This is a genomic window from Agromyces cerinus subsp. cerinus (genome assembly GCF_900142065.1).
GTDB classification, from domain to species: Bacteria; Actinomycetota; Actinomycetes; order Actinomycetales; family Microbacteriaceae; genus Agromyces; species Agromyces cerinus.
The window spans coordinates 182,827-198,974 of the sequence record NZ_FSRJ01000003.1 but is presented as its reverse complement, the minus strand read 5'-3'; the positions used below and the strand labels follow the sequence as shown (position 1 = coordinate 198,974).

Below are 16,148 nucleotides of genomic sequence, written 5' to 3'. Positions count from 1 at the left end.
ACATGAACGACGTCCGACCGGGATCCGTGCTTCCCGTGCCCGACCGCCCGTACCAAGGGCCGGTCGCGTACGACGCGAAGAAGCTCGACGAGAAGTTCCCGCCCATCGAGCCGGCGAGGCCGCCGGCCCAGGCGCCGAACGTGCTCGTGATCCTGCTCGACGACGTCGGCTTCGGGGCGTCCAGCGCCTTCGGCGGCCCCATCCACACGCCCACCGCAGAGCGCCTCGCCGGCGAGGGCCTGCGCTACTCGCGGTTCCACACCACGGCGCTCTGCTCGCCGACCCGGGCCGCGCTGCTCTCGGGCCGCAACCACCACGCCGTCGGCATGGGCCACATCACCGAGACCGCGACGCCCGCGCCCGGCTACCGCTCGACGCGCCCGAACACCGCGGTGCCGCTGCCCGAGATCCTCCGCCAGAGCGGCTACAACACCGCGCAGTTCGGCAAGTGCCACGAGGTGCCCGTGTGGGAGTCTGGCCCGACCGGCCCGTTCGACCACTGGCCCGCGCAGAGCGGTTTCGAGCGCTTCTACGGCTTCATCGGCGGCGAGACGAACCAGTACACGCCGGCGCTCATCGACGGCCTCACGACGATCGAGCCGCCCACCGATCCCGACTACCACCTGATGCCCGACCTCGCCGACAAGGCGATCGACTACGTGCGCCAGCAGAAGAGCCTGACGCCCGACAAGCCCTTCTTCGTGTACTTCGCGCCGGGCGCGACGCACGCACCGCACCACGTGCCGAAGGACTGGATCGCCAAGTACGAGGGGAAGTTCGACCTCGGCTGGGATGCGCAGCGGGAGCAGACCTTCGCGCGGCAGAAGGAGCTCGGCGTCATCGCCGCCGACTCCGAGCTGACCGCCCGGCCGGAGGGCCTGCCCGCGTGGGACGACGTGCCCGACGAGCAGAAGCCCGTGCTGGCCCGCCAGATGGAGGTCTACGCGGCCTTCCTCGAGTACGCCGACCACCACACCGGTCGCGTCATCGATGCGCTCGAGGAGCTCGACATCCTCGAGGACACGCTGATCTACTACATCATCGGCGACAACGGCGCCTCGGCCGAGGGCGGCATCAACGGCGCCTACATGCTGACCACCGCCTCCAACGGCGGCGGCCAGTTCGAGACGGTCGAGTTCTGGAAGGAGCACCTCGACAAGGTCGGCGGCCCCGAGGCGTACAACCACTACTCGGTCGCCTGGGCGCACGCGATGTGCACCCCGTACCAGTGGACCAAGCAGGTCGCCTCCCACTACGGCGGCACCCGCAACGGCACGATCGTGCACTGGCCGAGCCGCATCGCCGCCAAGGGCGAGGTGCGCCAGCAGTGGCACCACGTCATCGACCTCGCGCCGACCGTGCTCGACGTGGCGGGTCTCGCCGAGCCGCACACGTTCAACGGCGTCACGCAGGAGCCGATGCACGGCGTCTCGATGGCGTACAGCTTCGACGACGCAACCGCCGACGAACGCCACACGACGCAGTACTTCGAACTCATGGGCAACCGCGGCATCTACCACCGCGGCTGGACCGCGGTCACGAAGCACCGCACCCCGTGGGACGTCGTGTCGAAGGCCCCCGACTTCTCGCTCGACGTGTGGGAGCTCTACGACACGACCACCGACTGGACGCAGGCGAAGAACCTCGCCGACGAGCAGCCCGAGAAGCTCGCCGAGCTGCAGCGGCTGTTCCTCATCGAGGCGGCGCGACACAACGTGTTCCCGATGGACGACCGCGCGGCCGAGCGCATGAACCCCGAGATCGCCGGCCGGCCGACGCTCGTGAAGGGCGACCGTCTGCGGCTCTACCCGGGCATGGTGCGCCTCGGCGAGAACGTCGCGATCAACGTGAAGAACCGCTCGTTCTCGGTGACCGCAGAGGTGGTCGTGCCCGACGACGGCGCGCTCGAGGGCGCGATCGTCGCTCAGGGCGGCCGCACCGGCGGCTGGTCGTTCTTCGCCGAAGACGGCAAGGTCGGCTTCCATTACAACTACTGCGGCCTGCAGCGCTCGACCACCCTGTCGGATGTCCCAGTCGGCGCGGGCGAGCACCAGGTGCGCGTCGAGTTCGCCTACGACGGCGGCGGCATCGGCAAGGGCGGCGACGTCACGCTCTTCATCGACGGCAAGGCGGTCGGCACCGGCCGCGTCGAGCACACGCACGCGCTCTACTTCTCGTTCGACGAGGGGCTCGACACGGGCTGCGACACCGGCATGCCCGCCTACGAGGGCTACAAGAAGTGGGGCGGCGCGTTCAGCGGCGTGCTGCACTGGGCCGAGGTCGCGCTCGGCGTCGACGACCACAACCACCTCGTCGACCCCGAGGAGCACCTGCAGGCGGCGTTGCGTCACCAGTAGCATCCGTTGCGTTCGTGCGCCGCTTCCTGCACGGAAGCGGCGCGCGACGCAGGAATCGTGAGGCTTTTTTGCGGTTCCGCCGAGGTATGTGATGCTTTCCCGTGGCCCGCCGGCTTCCGGCTCGGCCGAGCCGAAAGGGAACCTCCGGATGCACCGCACTGAACTCGACCTCGATGCGAACGAGCCGCGCGACCCCGCGACCCGCATGCACTCGACCTCCGACGAGACCAGCCACCTCGTCGACCTCGTGCTCGCGTACTCGCGCCGGCGCATCCTGAGCGACGACACCCCGCTCGACAAGCCGGTCACCGAGGCCGAGCTGCGCCGCCTCGCCGGTCGCACGATCGACGAGCAGGGCATCGGGGCGGCCCGCGCGCTCGCCCTCTTCGAGCACGTGCTCGCCCCGGCCTGCATCACGACCGACCACCCGCAGTACCTCTCCTTCATCCCGACGGCGCCGACGAAGGCCGCCACGGCGTTCGACCTCGTGGTCTCGGCGAGCGCCCTCTATGGCGGTTCCTGGCTCGAGGGCGCCGGCGCGGTGTACGCCGAGAACGAGGTGCTCTCGTGGCTCGGCCGCGAGTTCGGCCTCCCCGCCGGCTCGGGCGGCGTCTTCGTGCAGGGCGGCACGCTCGGCAACCTCTCGGCCCTCGTCGCCGCGCGCGAGCACGCGCGTCACCGGCTGAGCGACGGCGCAGCGGATGCCGCGGTGCCCGCGCCCCCCGGCGGTCGCTGGAAGATCGTGTGCAGCGCCGAGGCGCACTCCTCGATCGCCTCGGCCGCCCGCGTCATGGACGTCGACGTCGTGCCCGTGACCCCTGCCGGCGACGGCATGCTGCGGGGCGACGACGTGCGTGCGGCACTCGAGGAGCACGGGGCATCCGTCTTCGCCGTGGTCGCGACCGCAGGCTCGACGAACTTCGGCATCGTCGACGACCTCGCCTCGATCGCCGAGCTGAAGCGCGACTTCGACTTCTGGTTCCACGTCGACGGCGCCTACGGCCTCGCCGGCATGCTCTCGCCCCTCGCGCGGCACCGCTTCTCGGGCGTCGAGCACGCCGACTCGGTGATCGTCGACCCGCACAAGTGGCTCTTCGCCCCCTTCGACGCGTGCGCGCTCATCTACCGCGACCCCGAGCAGGGCCGCCGCGCGCACACCCAGCACGCCGAGTACCTCGACACCCTCACCGAGGGCGGCGACTGGAGCCCGTCGGACTACGCCGCGCACCTCACGCGCCGTGCGCGCGGCCTGCCGCTCTGGTTCTCGCTCGCGACCTACGGCGGCACCGCGTACCGCGAGGCGATCTCGAGCTCGATCGCCCTCGCGCAGCAGATCGCCGACGAGATCGAGGGCCGCGATGGGCTCAGCCTCGTGCGGTCGCCGCAGCTCTCGGTCGTCGTGTTCGAGCGCGACGGCTGGACGAAGGCCGACTACGACGCGTGGTCGGCGAGACTGCTCGACGAGCAGCGGGCGTTCGTGACGCCGAGCTCGCACGCGGGCCGGCCCAACACGCGCTTCGCGATCGTCAACCCGAACACGACGTTCGAGCACCTCGTCGCGATCCTCGACACGATGGCCTGAGCCGGGCCCGACCGGCGCCGGAGCGGCGCCGGCGCCCTCTCGAGACCCCGAACCGGTCCCGAGACCCGCGCCGCGCTCGCCCGCCCGGCCAGCCGATGCGGTTATTGAACTTTTCGGTTCAGTGTTCTACACTGAACCACATGGTTCAGCAAACTGCACTCGATCCGTCGATGCTCGACCGGGCCTTCGGCGCCCTCGCCGATGAGACCCGGCGCGGCATCCTCACCAGGCTCGGTGCCGGCCCCGCCACGATCACCGAGCTCGCCGAACCGAGCGGCATGACCCTCACCGGCATCCGCAAGCACGTCGACGTGCTCGAGGCCGCGGGGCTCGTCGCGACCGAGAAGGTCGGGCGCGTGCGACAGGTCACCCTCGGCACCGAACGACTGGATGACGCCATGGCATGGATCACCTTCTATCAACGGCTCTGGGCTCGCCGCCTCGACGGCCTCGACGCCTACTTCACCCTCGCGAAAGGAACGGAATCATGAGCGACACGGAAACGAACGAGACGATCGGCCTCCGGCTCCAACGCCAGCTGCCGGCGACGCCGGAACAGGTCTTCGACGCCTACACGGATGCAGAGAAGCAGAAGATCTGGTTCTCGATCCTCGACGAGGAACCGGGCATCGTCGAGATCGAGGTCGACCTGAGGGTCGGCGGCACGCAGACCGCGGTGTGGGGTCCGAATCGGGAGACCCTGTTCCGCGAGGTCCAGACCTACCTCGAGATCGATCGCCCGCACCGACTCGTCACCGAGTCGACCGGCAGCGAACCCGACGGCACCAGCATGACGACGCACGTCGTGGTCACGTTCGAAGCCAATGACGGCGGCACGCTCGTGACCGTCGAGCAGACCGGCTTCCCGACCCCCGAGCTGCGCGACTTCTTCCAGATCCAGGCCTGGAACGGCGCGTTCGATCGCATCGAGGCGTACCTCACCCGCAGCTGACGCACGGACGGCGGGCGTCTGCGGGTGCACCGCGGACGCCCGTTGCGTCGCGTCTCAGATGCGCGCGACCGCGATGTGCGCCGCGAGCGCGCTCGTCGGCGCGACGTCGGCCAGCGCCGCGGCGCCGTCGAGCGGGTGCGCCTCGCCGAGCCGGATGTCGGCTCCGGGGATCTCGGCGCGGATCGCAGCGACGAACTCGCGCCCGAGCACCTCGCCGAGGAACAGTCCGCCGACGCCGCGCACGTGCGAATCGGCGACACCCGACTCACCCACGCGCCGCAGCCCTGCGATGGCGGAGATCGCGAGTTCACGCGCCCCCGCGGTCGCGATCGCCTCGGCGACCGCGTCGCCGGCGGCGGCGGCATCGGCGACCGCCCGTGCGTAGGACGCGATGCGCTGCACCCGCCCGAGGTCGCCCTGCAGCTCGATGTAGGCGGCCTCGAGGTCGGGGAAGTCGGCGCGCACGACGTCCGTCAGGGCGGTCGCGGGCCCCCGTCCGTCGTGGGCGCGCATGACCGCTTCGAGCCCGGCCCGGCCGAGCCAATAGCCGCTGCCTGCGTCGCCCATGATGTAGCCCCAGCCGTCGACCCGCGCGATGTCGGTGGCGCCGACGGCGAGCGTGACCCCGCCCGTGCCCGCGGCGACGACGACGCCGCGTTCGTCGCCGAGCGCACCGAGGTAGGCGGTGATGGAGTCGTGGGCGAGGTGCACGCTGCGCGCACCGATCGGCGTAGCGGCAGCGAGCAGGTAGCCGGCGTCGACCTCGTCGTCGGTCAGCCCCGAGACGCCCAGGCCGATGCGTTCAGCCGTGCGGCCGCCCTCGTGCGCCTGCTCGATGATGCGTGCCAGCTGCGGCAGCAGCGGCAGGTCGGTGCGGATGCCGGGGGTCGACCATTCACCGGAGCCCGAGGCATCCGTGTGCCTGACCTTGATGCCCGACTGGCCGGCGTCGATCGCGAGAGTGCTCGTCGAATTCACGGCTGCGACGCTACCAGTTGGGCGGCGTCGCAGATGCTGCGGACTCCGCGCCTACGACGGCTGGACGACTGCCGGAGGTTCGGCGGCCATCGGGTCGGGTCCCGCGGATGCCTCGGCGAGCAACAGCTCGGTCTGCACCGTGCGCCAGCGAGCGTTGGCACTCAGTGCCCTCGCGGCGGCGAGCAGCAGCACGATGAGGCAGACGAGCGCCGTGAGCAACGCGAGCGCGAAGAGCACCCAGACGAGCGGGTACAACCAGGACATGCTGTAGCTCATGACGTCGTACATCCCTCGACCGTAGCGGCCGGTCCCGGCCCATCTGCGGCCGATGCGGATCTGTGGAGAACTCGCCCTACGGCGAGACCGGCACCGGCGCCGAGAGGTCGTCGATGATGCGGTCGATCTCGGTGAGCGCGTAGCGGGCGAGCGCGCGCTGCGCGACATCCGCTGCACTGCCGGGCTCCTCCTCGAGGTCGCCGATCACGATGATGTTCTCGTCGTTCAGGGTGTTGGCGGGCGCCGTGTAGTTGAAGCTGCCGACGATGATGAGCCGCTCGTCGATGACCATGAGCTTGTGGTGGAGCTTGCGCACGCCCGTGTTGCGGCGGTTGGCGAAGAGCTCGACGTCGCCGTGCCCGAGGCCGCTCGTGGCCGCCCACTTCGCGGCGCCTTGGTCGCGATCGAGCACGCCGCGGATGCGCGGGACGAGCGGGCGCAGGCGGATCATGGTGTCGTCGATGCCGGATGACTGGGCGAACGTGAACATCGCGAAGTCGATCGAGTCCTTCGCCTTCAGCATCTGCTTCATGATCTCCATCTCGGGGCCGTGGCGCGGAGCGAAGAGGGGCTTGACCCGAACCTCGGGCAGGTCGAACTCCTTGGGCTTCGGCTCGACGCGCTCGTGCAGGTCGCCGAACGTGCCCGAGCGCATGCGCTCGAACTCGCGCAGGTATTCGGTGGCCGCGCGCTGGCCGGTCAGCACGACGACGTGGTTGAGGTTCTGACCCGCCCCGATGCCGACCTCCTCGTTCTTCCCCGTGTCGGTGAGGGTGAAGTTGGTCGAGCCCGTGAGCACCGCGGCAGTCGGCTTGCCCGAGTCGCGCACGATGAACTTCTGGTGGAAGATCTTCGGGTTCAGGTCGCTGATCACGTCGACGCGGGCCTTCAGCAGGGCGCCCTGGATCACGCGGTTCTCCTCGTGCGCGCCGGTGACGCCCCACGGGTCCTCGAGCGCCTTCTCCTCGGTGAGGTAGTCGCCCTCGAGGATGACGCGCACGCGCACCCCGCGAAGCTTCGCTGCGAGGATCGCCTTGGCGATCGGTCGCGAGTCGATCTCCTGCACGGCGATGGCGAGGCTGTGCTGCGCACCGTCGATGAAGTCGCGGATCGCCTGGTCGAGATCGTCGGGGCCGCCGACCGCGGTCGGCCCCATGTAGAGCTCCACTCCCCCGATGCTGACCGACATGGCGCGCTCCTCTCGTGAGTGATCCTCATTTGAGCGTCGACCTCGCGACACGGCGCGACATCAGTGCCCGCCCGGAACTCGAAGCGTCGCCGCTACGCTGGCCAACCATGAGCGCACCCATCGTCATCTCGGGCCCCGCCGCCTGGAACCGCATCGTCTACCTCGACCACCTGCCCGAGCCTGTGCCCCACATGCAGTTCGCGCTCGACGACTACGAGACGATCGGCGGCACCTCTGCCGGCAAGGCGCTCGGACTCGCCGGCCTCGGCCGGCCCGTGCTGCTGCACACCCTGCTCGGCGACGACGACGAGGGGCGCCGCGTGCAGGGCGCGCTCGAGGCATCCGGAGTCGCGCTCGCGAGCCTCGCCGCCGCACGCACCGAGAGCCACCTGAACCTCATGACGCGACAGGGCGAGCGCGTCTCGCTCTACCTCAGCGCGCCGGCCGATCCGGGCACGCCGCCGTCGCCCGACCTGACACAGGCGATGGCGGATGCCCCGGCGATCGTGCTCGACCTCTCGGAACGTTCGCGCGGGCTCATCGGCGCGGCGCGAGCGACCGGCCGGCCGATCTGGACCGATATCCACGACTACGACGGCAGCGCCGACTTCCACCGCCCGTTCATCGAGGCCGCCGACTGGATCTTCATGAACGCCGACCGGATCGGCGTCGATCCGCTCCCCTTCATGGAGGCGTGCGTGCGCGGCGGGGCATCCGTCGTCGTCTGCACGCTCGGAGCGCAGGGCGCGATCGCGGTCTCGCGCGGCGGCGGTTCGGGCGCCGGCGACGGCGAGCGGATGTCGGTGACCGAGGTCGCCGCCGTGCCCGTCGAGGTGCTCGACACCAACGGCGCCGGCGACGCGTTCATGGCCGGGGTGCTCGACGCGCACCTCGGCGGGGCTTCGCTCGTGGATGCGCTCGCGGCCGGCTCCCGGCATGCCGCAACCGTGCTGACGACGCGGCACCTGCACCCCGTGCTCGAGAGGGTGCTCTGACGCTCGACGAGGTGCTCTGACGCTCGACGGCGTGCGCTGACTACGGCCGCGGACCACACGCCCATGCGGCCGCACGTCGCCGGGTGTACCGTGTGCCCTGCGAAAGCGAGGAGCACACCATGGTCCTGATGCACCAGCGCAGCGGCGTCGCCGAAGACGACGTCTACTGGCACGAGTCGATCGAGGGTGTGTCGATCGGTTCCGACGTGTCGCTCATCCTCACGTACAGCTCGAAGGTCGGCTCAGGGCCGCGGCTGCACCGCCATCCCTATTCCGAGACGTTCGTCATCCGGCACGGGCGCGCCCTGTTCACGGTCGGCGACGAGCAGCTCGAGGCGGTCGGCGGCCAGGTGCTCGTCGTGCCGGCGCAGACGCCGCACAAGTTCGTGATCCTCGGACCCGAGGCCATGATCTCGACGCACATCCACGCGAGCCCGACCTTCATCACCGAGTGGCTCGAGTAGCGGTCTCGACAGGCTCGACCCGCGGAGCGAGGTGTGCGGGTCGAGCCTGCCGAAACCTTCATCGCCGCGTGATCACGCCGCGAGCAGCCGCTCCGCGCGCGCCAGGTTCGCCACGAGCTCCTCGCGGTTCTGCGGCGTGACGTACGCCGGCTGGTCGCGCTCGGCGCGCCAGCTCTCGGCGAGCGGGCCGAAGACCACCGAGTCGAACCCGAGGTCGTCGAAGAGCGCGGTCACCAGCTCCGCGGCGTCATCGAAGTCGCTCGCGGTCGAGAGCGCACGGCGACCGGGCGTTCCGGCCGGAGTTCCATCGGTCAGGATCGCGGCGGCGGCGATGTTGTTGAAGCCCTTCACGACCTTCGACTCGGGCAGGTGCGCCTGCAGGAGCCCCGAGACCGTCGCCGCACCCGAGTCGAGCTCGGCGATGCGGCCGTCGCGCTCCCAGTAGTAGTTGTTCGTGTCGATCACGATCTTGCCGGCGAGCGGCGGGGCCGGGATGTCGCGGTACGCCTTCAGCGGCACCGTCACGATGACGAACTCCCCCGCCTCGGCGGCCTCGGTCGGGGTGCCCGCCGTCGCGTTCGGGCCGAGCTCGGCGACGAGTTCGGCGAGCGTCTCGGGGCCGCGCGAGTTCGCGATGGTCACTCGGTGGCCGAGCCCGACGAGCGCTCGAGCGAGTGTGCCGCCGATGTTGCCGGCGCCGATGATTCCGATGTGCGTGGGTGCGATGTTCGTCATGATCGGATGCAACGCGTGCACCGCGGTTTGATTCCGCAGATGACGAACCGCGTCACGCGGGCGCGATGTTCGTGTTGTCGCGGAACACGTTGCCCGGGTCGACCTCGCCCTTGATCGCTCGCAGCCGTTCGAGGGTCGCCGGCGGGTAGGCCGCCGCCACGAGCTCGGGGCCCTGCTCGGTCTCGAAGCTCACGTACGAGCCCGAGAAATGCGGCGCCATGAGCTCGTTCCAGCGTTCGCTCGTCCGGTGCCGGTTCGAGCCGAAGGCGACGACCGAGAACTCGGCCGAGCGGTGGGCGAATGCCGTCGCATCGGCGGGCACGTCGTGCACGGCGCCGCCCACCGCACGCAACTGGAAGAAGTAGGTCGCCCCGCTCGCGATGAACTGCGCGGCATCGGCCGCGAACTCCGGCGTGATGCGACCGATCAGGCCGGTGCGCGCGGTCGGCTCGCCCTCGGCGCCGTGGCTGCCGTCGGCGGCGTTCGCCATGATCGACTCGTAGGTCGTGAGTCGCACGTCCTGGCCGATGAGCGGCGCGACCTCGGCGAGGGGCTGCAACCTCGCGATGACGGTGTCGGGGTCATCGGAGTCGATCACCGCCATCACCTGCGCGACGGGCGGCTCACCCGGGCGGGCGCCGCCCATGATCAGGAAGCTCGTGACGTCGCGCGGCGAGTCGACGACCCAATCGCCCCAGGCCTGCAGGAACCCGGCCGTGTCGCTCGCATCGAAGGCGAGCTGTGCGAACCCGAGCGCGCCGACCTCGTCGACCTCGAACTCGAACGCCGTGACGATCCCCATGTTCGCCCCGGCGCCGCGAACGGCCCAGAAGAGATCGGGATGCTGCGTGGCATCCGCTCGCACGATGGAGCCGTCGGCCAGCACCATCTCCACGGCGCGCACGTGGTCGATCGTGAGCCCGTGCTCGCGCACGAGCCAGCCGATGCCGCCCGCCGTCGCGAGTCCGCCGACGCCGACACCGCCGTAGTCGCCCGAGGAGAGCGCCCAGCCGTGCGGCGCGAGGAAGGCCGCGACGTCCTGCCAGCGCGCTCCCGCCTCGACGCGCACGAGCCGGCTCGCCTCGTCGAGCACCTCCATCGCGTTCAACCGCGAGAGGTCGATGACGATGCCGCCGTCGTTCGTCGAGCGGCCGCTGATGCCGTGACCGCCGCTGCGCACGCCGAGCGGCACGTCGGGGTTCGCCCGCGCGAAGTCGACCGCCTCGGCGACCTGACCGGCATCGGCGGGCCGCAGCACGAGGCCGGGCGCTCCGCCGCGCATGTACGTCGACTTCACCCGTACGTAGCCGGCGTCGCCGGGCTCGATCGCGTCGGCGGCGAGAGAGGCCGGGACCGCGTCGTAGTCGATGCCGTCGCGCCGCTTCGCGCGCACCGTCGAGTTGCGCACGTCTCGGCTCCCTGAGCCCGTCGTGTTCCCTGAGCCTGTCGTGTTCCCTGAGCCTGTCGTGTTCCCTGAGCCTGTCGTGTTCCCTGAGCCTGTCGAAGGGCCCCCGCCCGACAGCGCGATCGAGTCGACGGATGCCGCGGCATCCGCCGTTCGCAGCTCGCGTGCTGTCGCCTCGCGAAGGGCGGGCGCGACCTCCTCGGCGAAGTGCGCGATCGTGCCGGGGTCGTCGCTCGCGAGGATGAAGGTGCCCACCCCGTCGTCGACGACGTAGGGCAGCAACTGCTCGACCCACTGGGCGGCGGGCCCGTTGAGGAATCCGCCGCCGCCCCCGCCGAAGCGGCCGCCGATGTTGACCATGCGCCGGATCTCGCGGGGGTCGCGGCCGGCCGCGATCGCGGCCTCGTCGATGCGGGCGTTGCCCGCGGCGTAGTCGCCGGGCTGCATGTACCCGAGCGAGGGCAGCCAGCCGTCGCCCTTGCGGCCGATGAGCCGCAGCATGCGCGGCTTCAGGGCACCGATGATGATCGGGATGTTGTGGGCGGGCGCCGGCCCGCGCTTCGCGCCGTCGACCCGGTAGTACGTGCCGTCGATCTGGAACCTGGCTCGCTCGCCCTGGTCCCAGATGCCGCGGATCACGTCGATCCCCTCGGAGAGCGCGTCGACCGCCTGCCCGGGAGTGAGCTTGCGGCCGCCCATCGCCTCGATGGCGTCCCAGAAGCCGCCGGCCCCGAGGCCCAGCTCGAAGCGCCCGCCCGAGAGCAGGTCGAGGCTCGCGGCCGCTCGGGCCAGCACGGCCGGGGGTCGCAGCGGCAGGTTCGTGACGTTGGCGGCGAGGTGGATGCGCTCGGTGCGAGCGGCGACCCAGGTGAGCAGGGTCTGCGTGTCGTGGAATGCCGGCTGATACGGGTGGTCCTGGAACGTGACGAGGTCGTAGCCGGATGCCTCGCTGAGTTCGGCGAGTCGCACGGCGAACTGCGGCGGGTCGTTCTTCGGCGTGATGAACGTGCCGAACTGCAGTTCGTGGCCGTAGTGCATCGTGCTCCGATCGATCTTGGGCGCGAGTGCATCCTGCGCCACTCCCCCCATCCTGAACCACGGATGACACCGGCGCATTCCGAGAGTAAGCTACTTACCTATGGTAAGTGAAAGTACGGACGACGCGCCCGTCGCGATGCTCGATGAGCATCGTGCGCGCCTGCACGACCTCGGCCACATCGACGAGGCGGAGTGCCGGCGCTTCCAGAGCACCGTCGAGTTCGCGGGCCGCAAGTGGAACGCGGCGATCCTGCTCGCGGGCGTGCGCGGGGCCCGCCGGTTCTCGGAGTACCGCGACGCCGTCGTGGGCATCTCCGACCGGCTGCTCGCCGCGCGCCTGAAGGAGCTCGAAGGCGAAGGCATCCTCGAACGGCACGTGCGGGCGACGACGCCGGTCACGATCACCTATACGCCGAGCGCTGCCGGACTCCAGCTGATCGAGCTGCTGCAGCCGCTCGTCGAGTGGGGTCGCGCTCGGCCGACCGAGACGGAGCGCTCGGCCGGCTGAGGGCGGGTTACTTCTGGTCGGCGGCCTTGTCCGCCGCGGCGGGTGCCTCGTCGGCGACGATCTCCTCGACGACGACCTCTTCGACGACGACCTCTTCGACGACGGCGGGCGCCTCGGCGATCGGTGCCACAGCGGAGTCCGCCTCGGCCTCGGCGCGTGCGATCTCAGCGTCGGCCTCGGCGTCGGCACGGGCGACCTCGGCCTCGAAGGCGGCGTCCTCGGCGGCGAACGCCGCTGCGACCTCGGCCGATGCGGAGCGGGCGCTCACGTGCGCGAGCGCGTGCACCGCGAGGGCGATGATCACGGCGAGTGCGCCGACAGCGAGCAGCAGGCCGGCGATCGTCGTGTTCGACTGCGCGCCGAGCAGGCCGGCGACGTCCTGCGAGCCCGAGGTGTAGAACGCGACCTGGGCCGCGGTCGAGGAGTTCAGGAGCCAGTAGCCCCCGCCGATCAGCGCCACTGCCGCGACCCAGAGCAGGATCAGCGGCACGTTGACCTTGGAGCTGGCGGTTGTATTCACGGTGTGACGTCCTTCGTAATCGGGAGAAGCCGGTTCGGCCTCAGGGCACGGTAATTGCTGAGCCTATGCGTGTCCTATGCGTCTGGGGAACATCCACCCGGAGACGGATCGCTCACGAATCGCTCGCGAATCGCTCGGTCAGATCGCCCGATGGTCGACGAAGGCCATGCGCGGCCCGCGACGCGGCCGCCCCGGCACCCCTGCGGCACCGAGCAGTCGCACCACCCGGTAGCGGTGGCCGCGCCACGGCTCGAGGGTCTCCAGCATCTCGTCGTCGGTCATGTCGCGCCCCGCGAGCGCGTGGCCGACGTAGTTCGAGAGGTGGTAGTCGCCGACCGAGAGGGCGTCGGCGTCGCCGAGCGCGCGCTGGGCCACCTCGGCCACGGTCCACGGGCCGACGCCGGGCATGAGGGTGAGCCGAGCCGCGGCATCCGCGGGGCTCATCGCGACGACGGCCTCGAGCCGGTCGGCGTAGCCCGCGGCGTTCTGCAGGGTGCGCGCCCGCTTGGGGTCGACGCCGGCGCGGTGCCACTCCCAGCTCGGGATCATGCGCCACGCCTCGGGCGACGGCACGACCCGCATCGGCCGGGGCGTGGGGCCGGGGGCCGGACTGCCGAATCGGGTCAGCAGCCGACGCCACGAATCATGGGCCTGCAGCGTGATGACCTTCTGCTCGAGGATCGTCGCGGCGAGGGCCTCGAAGACCTGCGCCGTGCACGGGATGCGGAGGCCGGGGTTGCGACGGTGGGCGTCGGCGAGCACCGGGAGCCGGGGCTCGAACCCCGACGGGTCGTCGGCTTCGCCGAGCAGCTCGGGCGCCTGCGCGACCGCCGCGCCTGCGCCGGGGCCCCATGCCTCGCAGCGCAGCGCGTCGGCATCGGGCTGGGTCAACCGCAGGGTCGCGTCGCCCTCGACGGTGCGCGTCGTGCGCCACACCGCACCGCTCGCGTCGAACGTGAACGCCGGGTCGCCGCCGCCGCGCCGCAGCGCGCCGAGCGTCTGCCGCAGGTCGGTCGGATGCCGCGGCCGCCAGCTGAGGGCATGGTCGGCGATCACGGCTCCAGTGTGACGCACGCAGCTGACAGCCACGCGGCCGCTCGGGCTACGCGGTGGGAGCCTCCACGACCGACGGTGCGTCCTTCGGCGCCACGATGCGGCTGCGGAGCGCCAGGAAGAGCAGCACCATGCCGGCGGTGAGTGCGATGTGGCCGAGGCCCGCGATGCCGGCGATGGCCGACGTCGACTCCTCGCCCATGACCGTGAGCGAGCCGTGCCAGGTGAGCATCGCCGAGGTCACGAGCACGCCCGCGTTGTAGACCCAGAAGAACCACTCGAAGAGGTGGCTCTTCGAGATCACGAAGACCTTCTCGATCACGAGCACGATGAGCAGCACGATGAAGCCGAGCGTCAGCAGGTGCGTGTGCACGAGGCCGAGCTGGGTGAACTGTCCTTCGGGGAAGTCGTTGGCCTTCGTGAACTCGCGGTAGAACAGCCCTGACGCGACACCGAGGATCATGTACGCGAATGCTGCGTAGAACAGTTTCTGCATGGGCGATTCCCTTCGAAGGATGACGAGGTGGTCGAGCCTCACCTCGATACTCCTCTTCTCGGGGGCTGCACCGCATCCAACGAAGGATTGAACCGGTCGGGGTCAGCTCGGGCGCACCACGACGGTCTGCTCGCCGCCATCGCCGTCGATCGTGAACCGGAGGATGCGGAGCTCGGGGTCCCACGAGACGACCTCACCGCCCTCGACGACGCCGCCGTCGGGGAAGCCCGCCGCCGGCAGGTACACCTCGCTCGGCGCGGTCGCGTCGGGGTCCGACGTGACCGAGATCTCGAGCGAGTCGGGCTCGGAATCCCACGTGTGCAGCTCGCCGGCGATCGCGCGCGGGTACGGGCGGTCGAGCACGGTGATGAGGTTGCGCGGAGTGCCGTCGGCCTCGTACGGGCCCCATGGCCCGGGGTCGCGCGACCAGTACGCGATGCCGATGCCCGAGGCATCCGACGTCGAATAGACGAGGTCGACGTAGTCGAGCGCTCCGGGCAGTGTGGTGTCGAGACCGAACTCGCCGAGGATGATCGGCACGCCGCCGAGCGCCTCGGCCGTGCGCAGGGTGTTCGAGCGCCACGCGGCGACCGTCGACTCGACGAGGTCGCGAGAGGTTCCGCTGAAGCCGTCGCCGAGATCCATCGGCAGGGGGTAGAGGTGCGGGCAGAACGCGATGCGCGGATCGCCCTCGCGCGGGTCGTCGACCGCGCCGAGCGCGCTCGGCAGCCCCCAGTTGAATCCGAGGGCCTGGGGCTCGAGGCATGCCCAGGTGTCCTGGTCGACCTCGCGGATCGCGTCGACGGTCTTCTGGTAGAGCGCGGTGAGCGGCCCCGACTCGAAGGCGGGCCCCTGCACGGTGCCGCCGTACGGCTCGTTCATGAGGTCGTAGGCCACGACGGCGTCGTTGTCGGCGAACCGCTCGGCGACGGCACGCCAGGCACCGGCGTAGTGGTCGGTGAGTTCGGGGTGCTCGCCGGTGGTGTTCCAGAAGTTGTCGAACGCGTGGATCACCCCGGGCTCGAGGTAGTAGAGCTCCCACTGGTCGTGGTGGGCGACCGGGAAGCCGTCGAGGTAGGTCGCCCACTCGGGCGCGCCGTTGCCGTTGTCGCCCTCGGGGGTGATGCCGGAACCCCAGAGGTCTTGATGCATGTCGAGCATCACGTGGTAGCCACGCTCCTCGTACCAGCCCACTCGCTCCTCGACGTCGTCGAGGTAGCCCTGGTCGTAGACGCCGGGACTCGGCTCGACCTTGCGCCACGAGATGAGGAAGCGCACGAAGTCCGTGCCCATGTCGGCCTGCTCCTGCACGAGCTGGTCCTCGGTGAAGTCGGGCATGCCGTCGGGAACGCTCTTCGAACTGCTCGCCGTCGAGAAGCCGTGCTGCACGAGCGCCCGGCCGTCGCCGTCGGTGATGAAGGAATCGGCCGCCGCCGGCCCCGGAGTGCGCATCGCCGCGGCCACGCCACCGACCACGAGCAGTACTCCCAGCCCTGCGGCGACGGTGCTTCGAGCGGCGAACATCCGGTCCTCCTTGACGTAGGTGAGGGGGAGGCTATCATCAATCGCATGCCGACTAGGACAGTTGACCCACATCGTC

Annotated in this window: 15 protein-coding genes and 1 pseudogene; 7 read left to right on the top strand and 9 right to left on the bottom strand. The window is 70.5% G+C overall.

Translation table 11 applies throughout. The annotated features are described in order from the left end of the window. Window positions 1-2: 2 nt before the first annotated feature. From BUR99_RS11415 to BUR99_RS11400, 4 genes are all read left to right on the top strand, one after another. Window positions 3-2,357 (top strand): arylsulfatase, encoded by a 2,355-nt coding sequence (locus tag BUR99_RS11415; protein WP_074260993.1) that lies wholly within the window; start codon window positions 3-5, stop codon window positions 2,355-2,357. 148 nt (window positions 2,358-2,505) lie between these two features. Next, window positions 2,506-3,939 (top strand): pyridoxal phosphate-dependent decarboxylase family protein, encoded by a 1,434-nt coding sequence (locus BUR99_RS11410; RefSeq protein ID WP_074260506.1) that lies wholly within the window; start codon window positions 2,506-2,508, stop codon window positions 3,937-3,939. A 140-nt stretch (window positions 3,940-4,079) separates the two neighbouring features. Then, the gene (locus BUR99_RS11405; protein WP_056654864.1) at window positions 4,080-4,430 is read left to right on the top strand and encodes an ArsR/SmtB family transcription factor; all 351 of its coding nucleotides are present in this window, start codon (window positions 4,080-4,082) and stop codon (window positions 4,428-4,430) included. Next, complete coding sequence (locus BUR99_RS11400; RefSeq protein WP_074260505.1) at window positions 4,427-4,891, top strand: SRPBCC family protein; 465 nt, start codon at window positions 4,427-4,429, stop codon at window positions 4,889-4,891. The genes BUR99_RS11405 and BUR99_RS11400 overlap by 4 nt, the downstream gene beginning before the upstream one ends. A 54-nt stretch (window positions 4,892-4,945) precedes the next feature. On the opposite strand, the gene BUR99_RS11395 is transcribed toward BUR99_RS11400, so the two are convergent. The 3 genes from BUR99_RS11395 to BUR99_RS11385 form a co-directional block, all read right to left on the bottom strand. After that, the gene (locus BUR99_RS11395) at window positions 4,946-5,869 is read right to left on the bottom strand and encodes an N-acetylglucosamine kinase (protein WP_074260504.1); all 924 of its coding nucleotides are present in this window, start codon (window positions 5,867-5,869) and stop codon (window positions 4,946-4,948) included. 51 nt (window positions 5,870-5,920) lie between these two features. Beyond that, window positions 5,921-6,157 carry a hypothetical protein gene (locus BUR99_RS11390; protein ID WP_074260503.1) on the bottom strand — a complete coding sequence of 79 codons (237 nt, stop codon included), beginning with the start codon at window positions 6,155-6,157 and terminating at the stop codon, window positions 5,921-5,923. Between the two features lie 64 nt (window positions 6,158-6,221). Further along, entirely contained in the window at window positions 6,222-7,334 is a 1,113-nt protein-coding gene (locus tag BUR99_RS11385; protein WP_074260502.1) for a phospholipase D-like domain-containing protein, read from the bottom strand. A gap of 107 nt (window positions 7,335-7,441) precedes the next feature. Between BUR99_RS11385 and BUR99_RS11380 the strand changes: the two genes are divergently transcribed. Then, window positions 7,442-8,329 carry a carbohydrate kinase family protein gene (locus BUR99_RS11380; RefSeq protein ID WP_074260501.1) on the top strand — a complete coding sequence of 296 codons (888 nt, stop codon included), beginning with the start codon at window positions 7,442-7,444 and terminating at the stop codon, window positions 8,327-8,329. 119 nt (window positions 8,330-8,448) lie between these two features. Beyond that, window positions 8,449-8,793, top strand: a complete 345-nt coding sequence (locus BUR99_RS11375; protein ID WP_074260500.1) for a cupin domain-containing protein — start codon at window positions 8,449-8,451, stop codon at window positions 8,791-8,793. Window positions 8,794-8,865: 72 nt separating this feature from the next. Here the strand turns inward: BUR99_RS11375 and BUR99_RS11370 are convergent. After that, window positions 8,866-9,630 (bottom strand): annotated as a pseudogene (locus BUR99_RS11370) (NADPH-dependent F420 reductase); the annotation flags it as partial. Beyond that, window positions 9,581-11,971 carry an LLM class flavin-dependent oxidoreductase gene (locus tag BUR99_RS19650; RefSeq protein ID WP_234980861.1) on the bottom strand — a complete coding sequence of 797 codons (2,391 nt, stop codon included), beginning with the start codon at window positions 11,969-11,971 and terminating at the stop codon, window positions 9,581-9,583. The pseudogene BUR99_RS11370 and the gene BUR99_RS19650, both read right to left, overlap by 50 nt. A gap of 136 nt (window positions 11,972-12,107) precedes the next feature. On the opposite strand from BUR99_RS19650, the gene BUR99_RS11355 reads away from it, so the two are divergent. Then, window positions 12,108-12,479 (top strand): winged helix-turn-helix transcriptional regulator, encoded by a 372-nt coding sequence (locus BUR99_RS11355; RefSeq protein ID WP_074260499.1) that lies wholly within the window; start codon window positions 12,108-12,110, stop codon window positions 12,477-12,479. A 7-nt stretch (window positions 12,480-12,486) separates the two neighbouring features. Here BUR99_RS11355 and BUR99_RS11350 read toward each other — a convergent pair whose 3' ends face one another. The 4 genes from BUR99_RS11350 to BUR99_RS11335 form a co-directional block, all read right to left on the bottom strand. Next, on the bottom strand, window positions 12,487-12,999 hold the full coding sequence (locus BUR99_RS11350) for a hypothetical protein (protein WP_074260498.1): 513 nt from the start codon (window positions 12,997-12,999) through the stop codon (window positions 12,487-12,489). A gap of 138 nt (window positions 13,000-13,137) precedes the next feature. Beyond that, complete coding sequence (locus BUR99_RS11345; protein WP_200802718.1) at window positions 13,138-14,055, bottom strand: DNA-3-methyladenine glycosylase family protein; 918 nt, start codon at window positions 14,053-14,055, stop codon at window positions 13,138-13,140. 46 nt (window positions 14,056-14,101) lie between these two features. Further along, window positions 14,102-14,548: a DUF2871 domain-containing protein gene (locus tag BUR99_RS11340; protein ID WP_074260496.1), complete on the bottom strand. Its 447-nt coding sequence runs from the start codon at window positions 14,546-14,548 to the stop codon at window positions 14,102-14,104. Window positions 14,549-14,650: 102 nt separating this feature from the next. Next, window positions 14,651-16,072 carry a cellulase family glycosylhydrolase gene (locus BUR99_RS11335; RefSeq protein WP_074260495.1) on the bottom strand — a complete coding sequence of 474 codons (1,422 nt, stop codon included), beginning with the start codon at window positions 16,070-16,072 and terminating at the stop codon, window positions 14,651-14,653. Window positions 16,073-16,148: the final 76 nt, after the last annotated feature.

Excerpts from the sequence above, each read along its gene's own strand:
- BUR99_RS11415 (WP_074260993.1), top strand. The coding sequence starts at position 3 with ATGAACGACGTCCGACCGGGATCCGTGCTTCCCGTGCCCGACCGCCCG.
- BUR99_RS11410 (WP_074260506.1), top strand. The coding sequence starts at position 2,506 with ATGCACCGCACTGAACTCGACCTCGATGCGAACGAGCCGCGCGACCCC.
- BUR99_RS11405 (WP_056654864.1), top strand. The coding sequence starts at position 4,080 with ATGGTTCAGCAAACTGCACTCGATCCGTCGATGCTCGACCGGGCCTTC.
- BUR99_RS11400 (WP_074260505.1), top strand. The coding sequence starts at position 4,427 with ATGAGCGACACGGAAACGAACGAGACGATCGGCCTCCGGCTCCAACGC.
- BUR99_RS11390 (WP_074260503.1), bottom strand. The coding sequence starts at position 6,157 with ATGTACGACGTCATGAGCTACAGCATGTCCTGGTTGTACCCGCTCGTC.
- BUR99_RS11385 (WP_074260502.1), bottom strand. The coding sequence starts at position 7,334 with ATGTCGGTCAGCATCGGGGGAGTGGAGCTCTACATGGGGCCGACCGCG.
- BUR99_RS11380 (WP_074260501.1), top strand. The coding sequence starts at position 7,442 with ATGAGCGCACCCATCGTCATCTCGGGCCCCGCCGCCTGGAACCGCATC.
- BUR99_RS11375 (WP_074260500.1), top strand. The coding sequence starts at position 8,449 with ATGGTCCTGATGCACCAGCGCAGCGGCGTCGCCGAAGACGACGTCTAC.
- BUR99_RS19650 (WP_234980861.1), bottom strand. The coding sequence starts at position 11,971 with ATGCACTACGGCCACGAACTGCAGTTCGGCACGTTCATCACGCCGAAG.
- BUR99_RS11355 (WP_074260499.1), top strand. The coding sequence starts at position 12,108 with ATGCTCGATGAGCATCGTGCGCGCCTGCACGACCTCGGCCACATCGAC.
- BUR99_RS11340 (WP_074260496.1), bottom strand. The coding sequence starts at position 14,548 with ATGCAGAAACTGTTCTACGCAGCATTCGCGTACATGATCCTCGGTGTC.
- BUR99_RS11335 (WP_074260495.1), bottom strand. The coding sequence starts at position 16,072 with ATGTTCGCCGCTCGAAGCACCGTCGCCGCAGGGCTGGGAGTACTGCTC.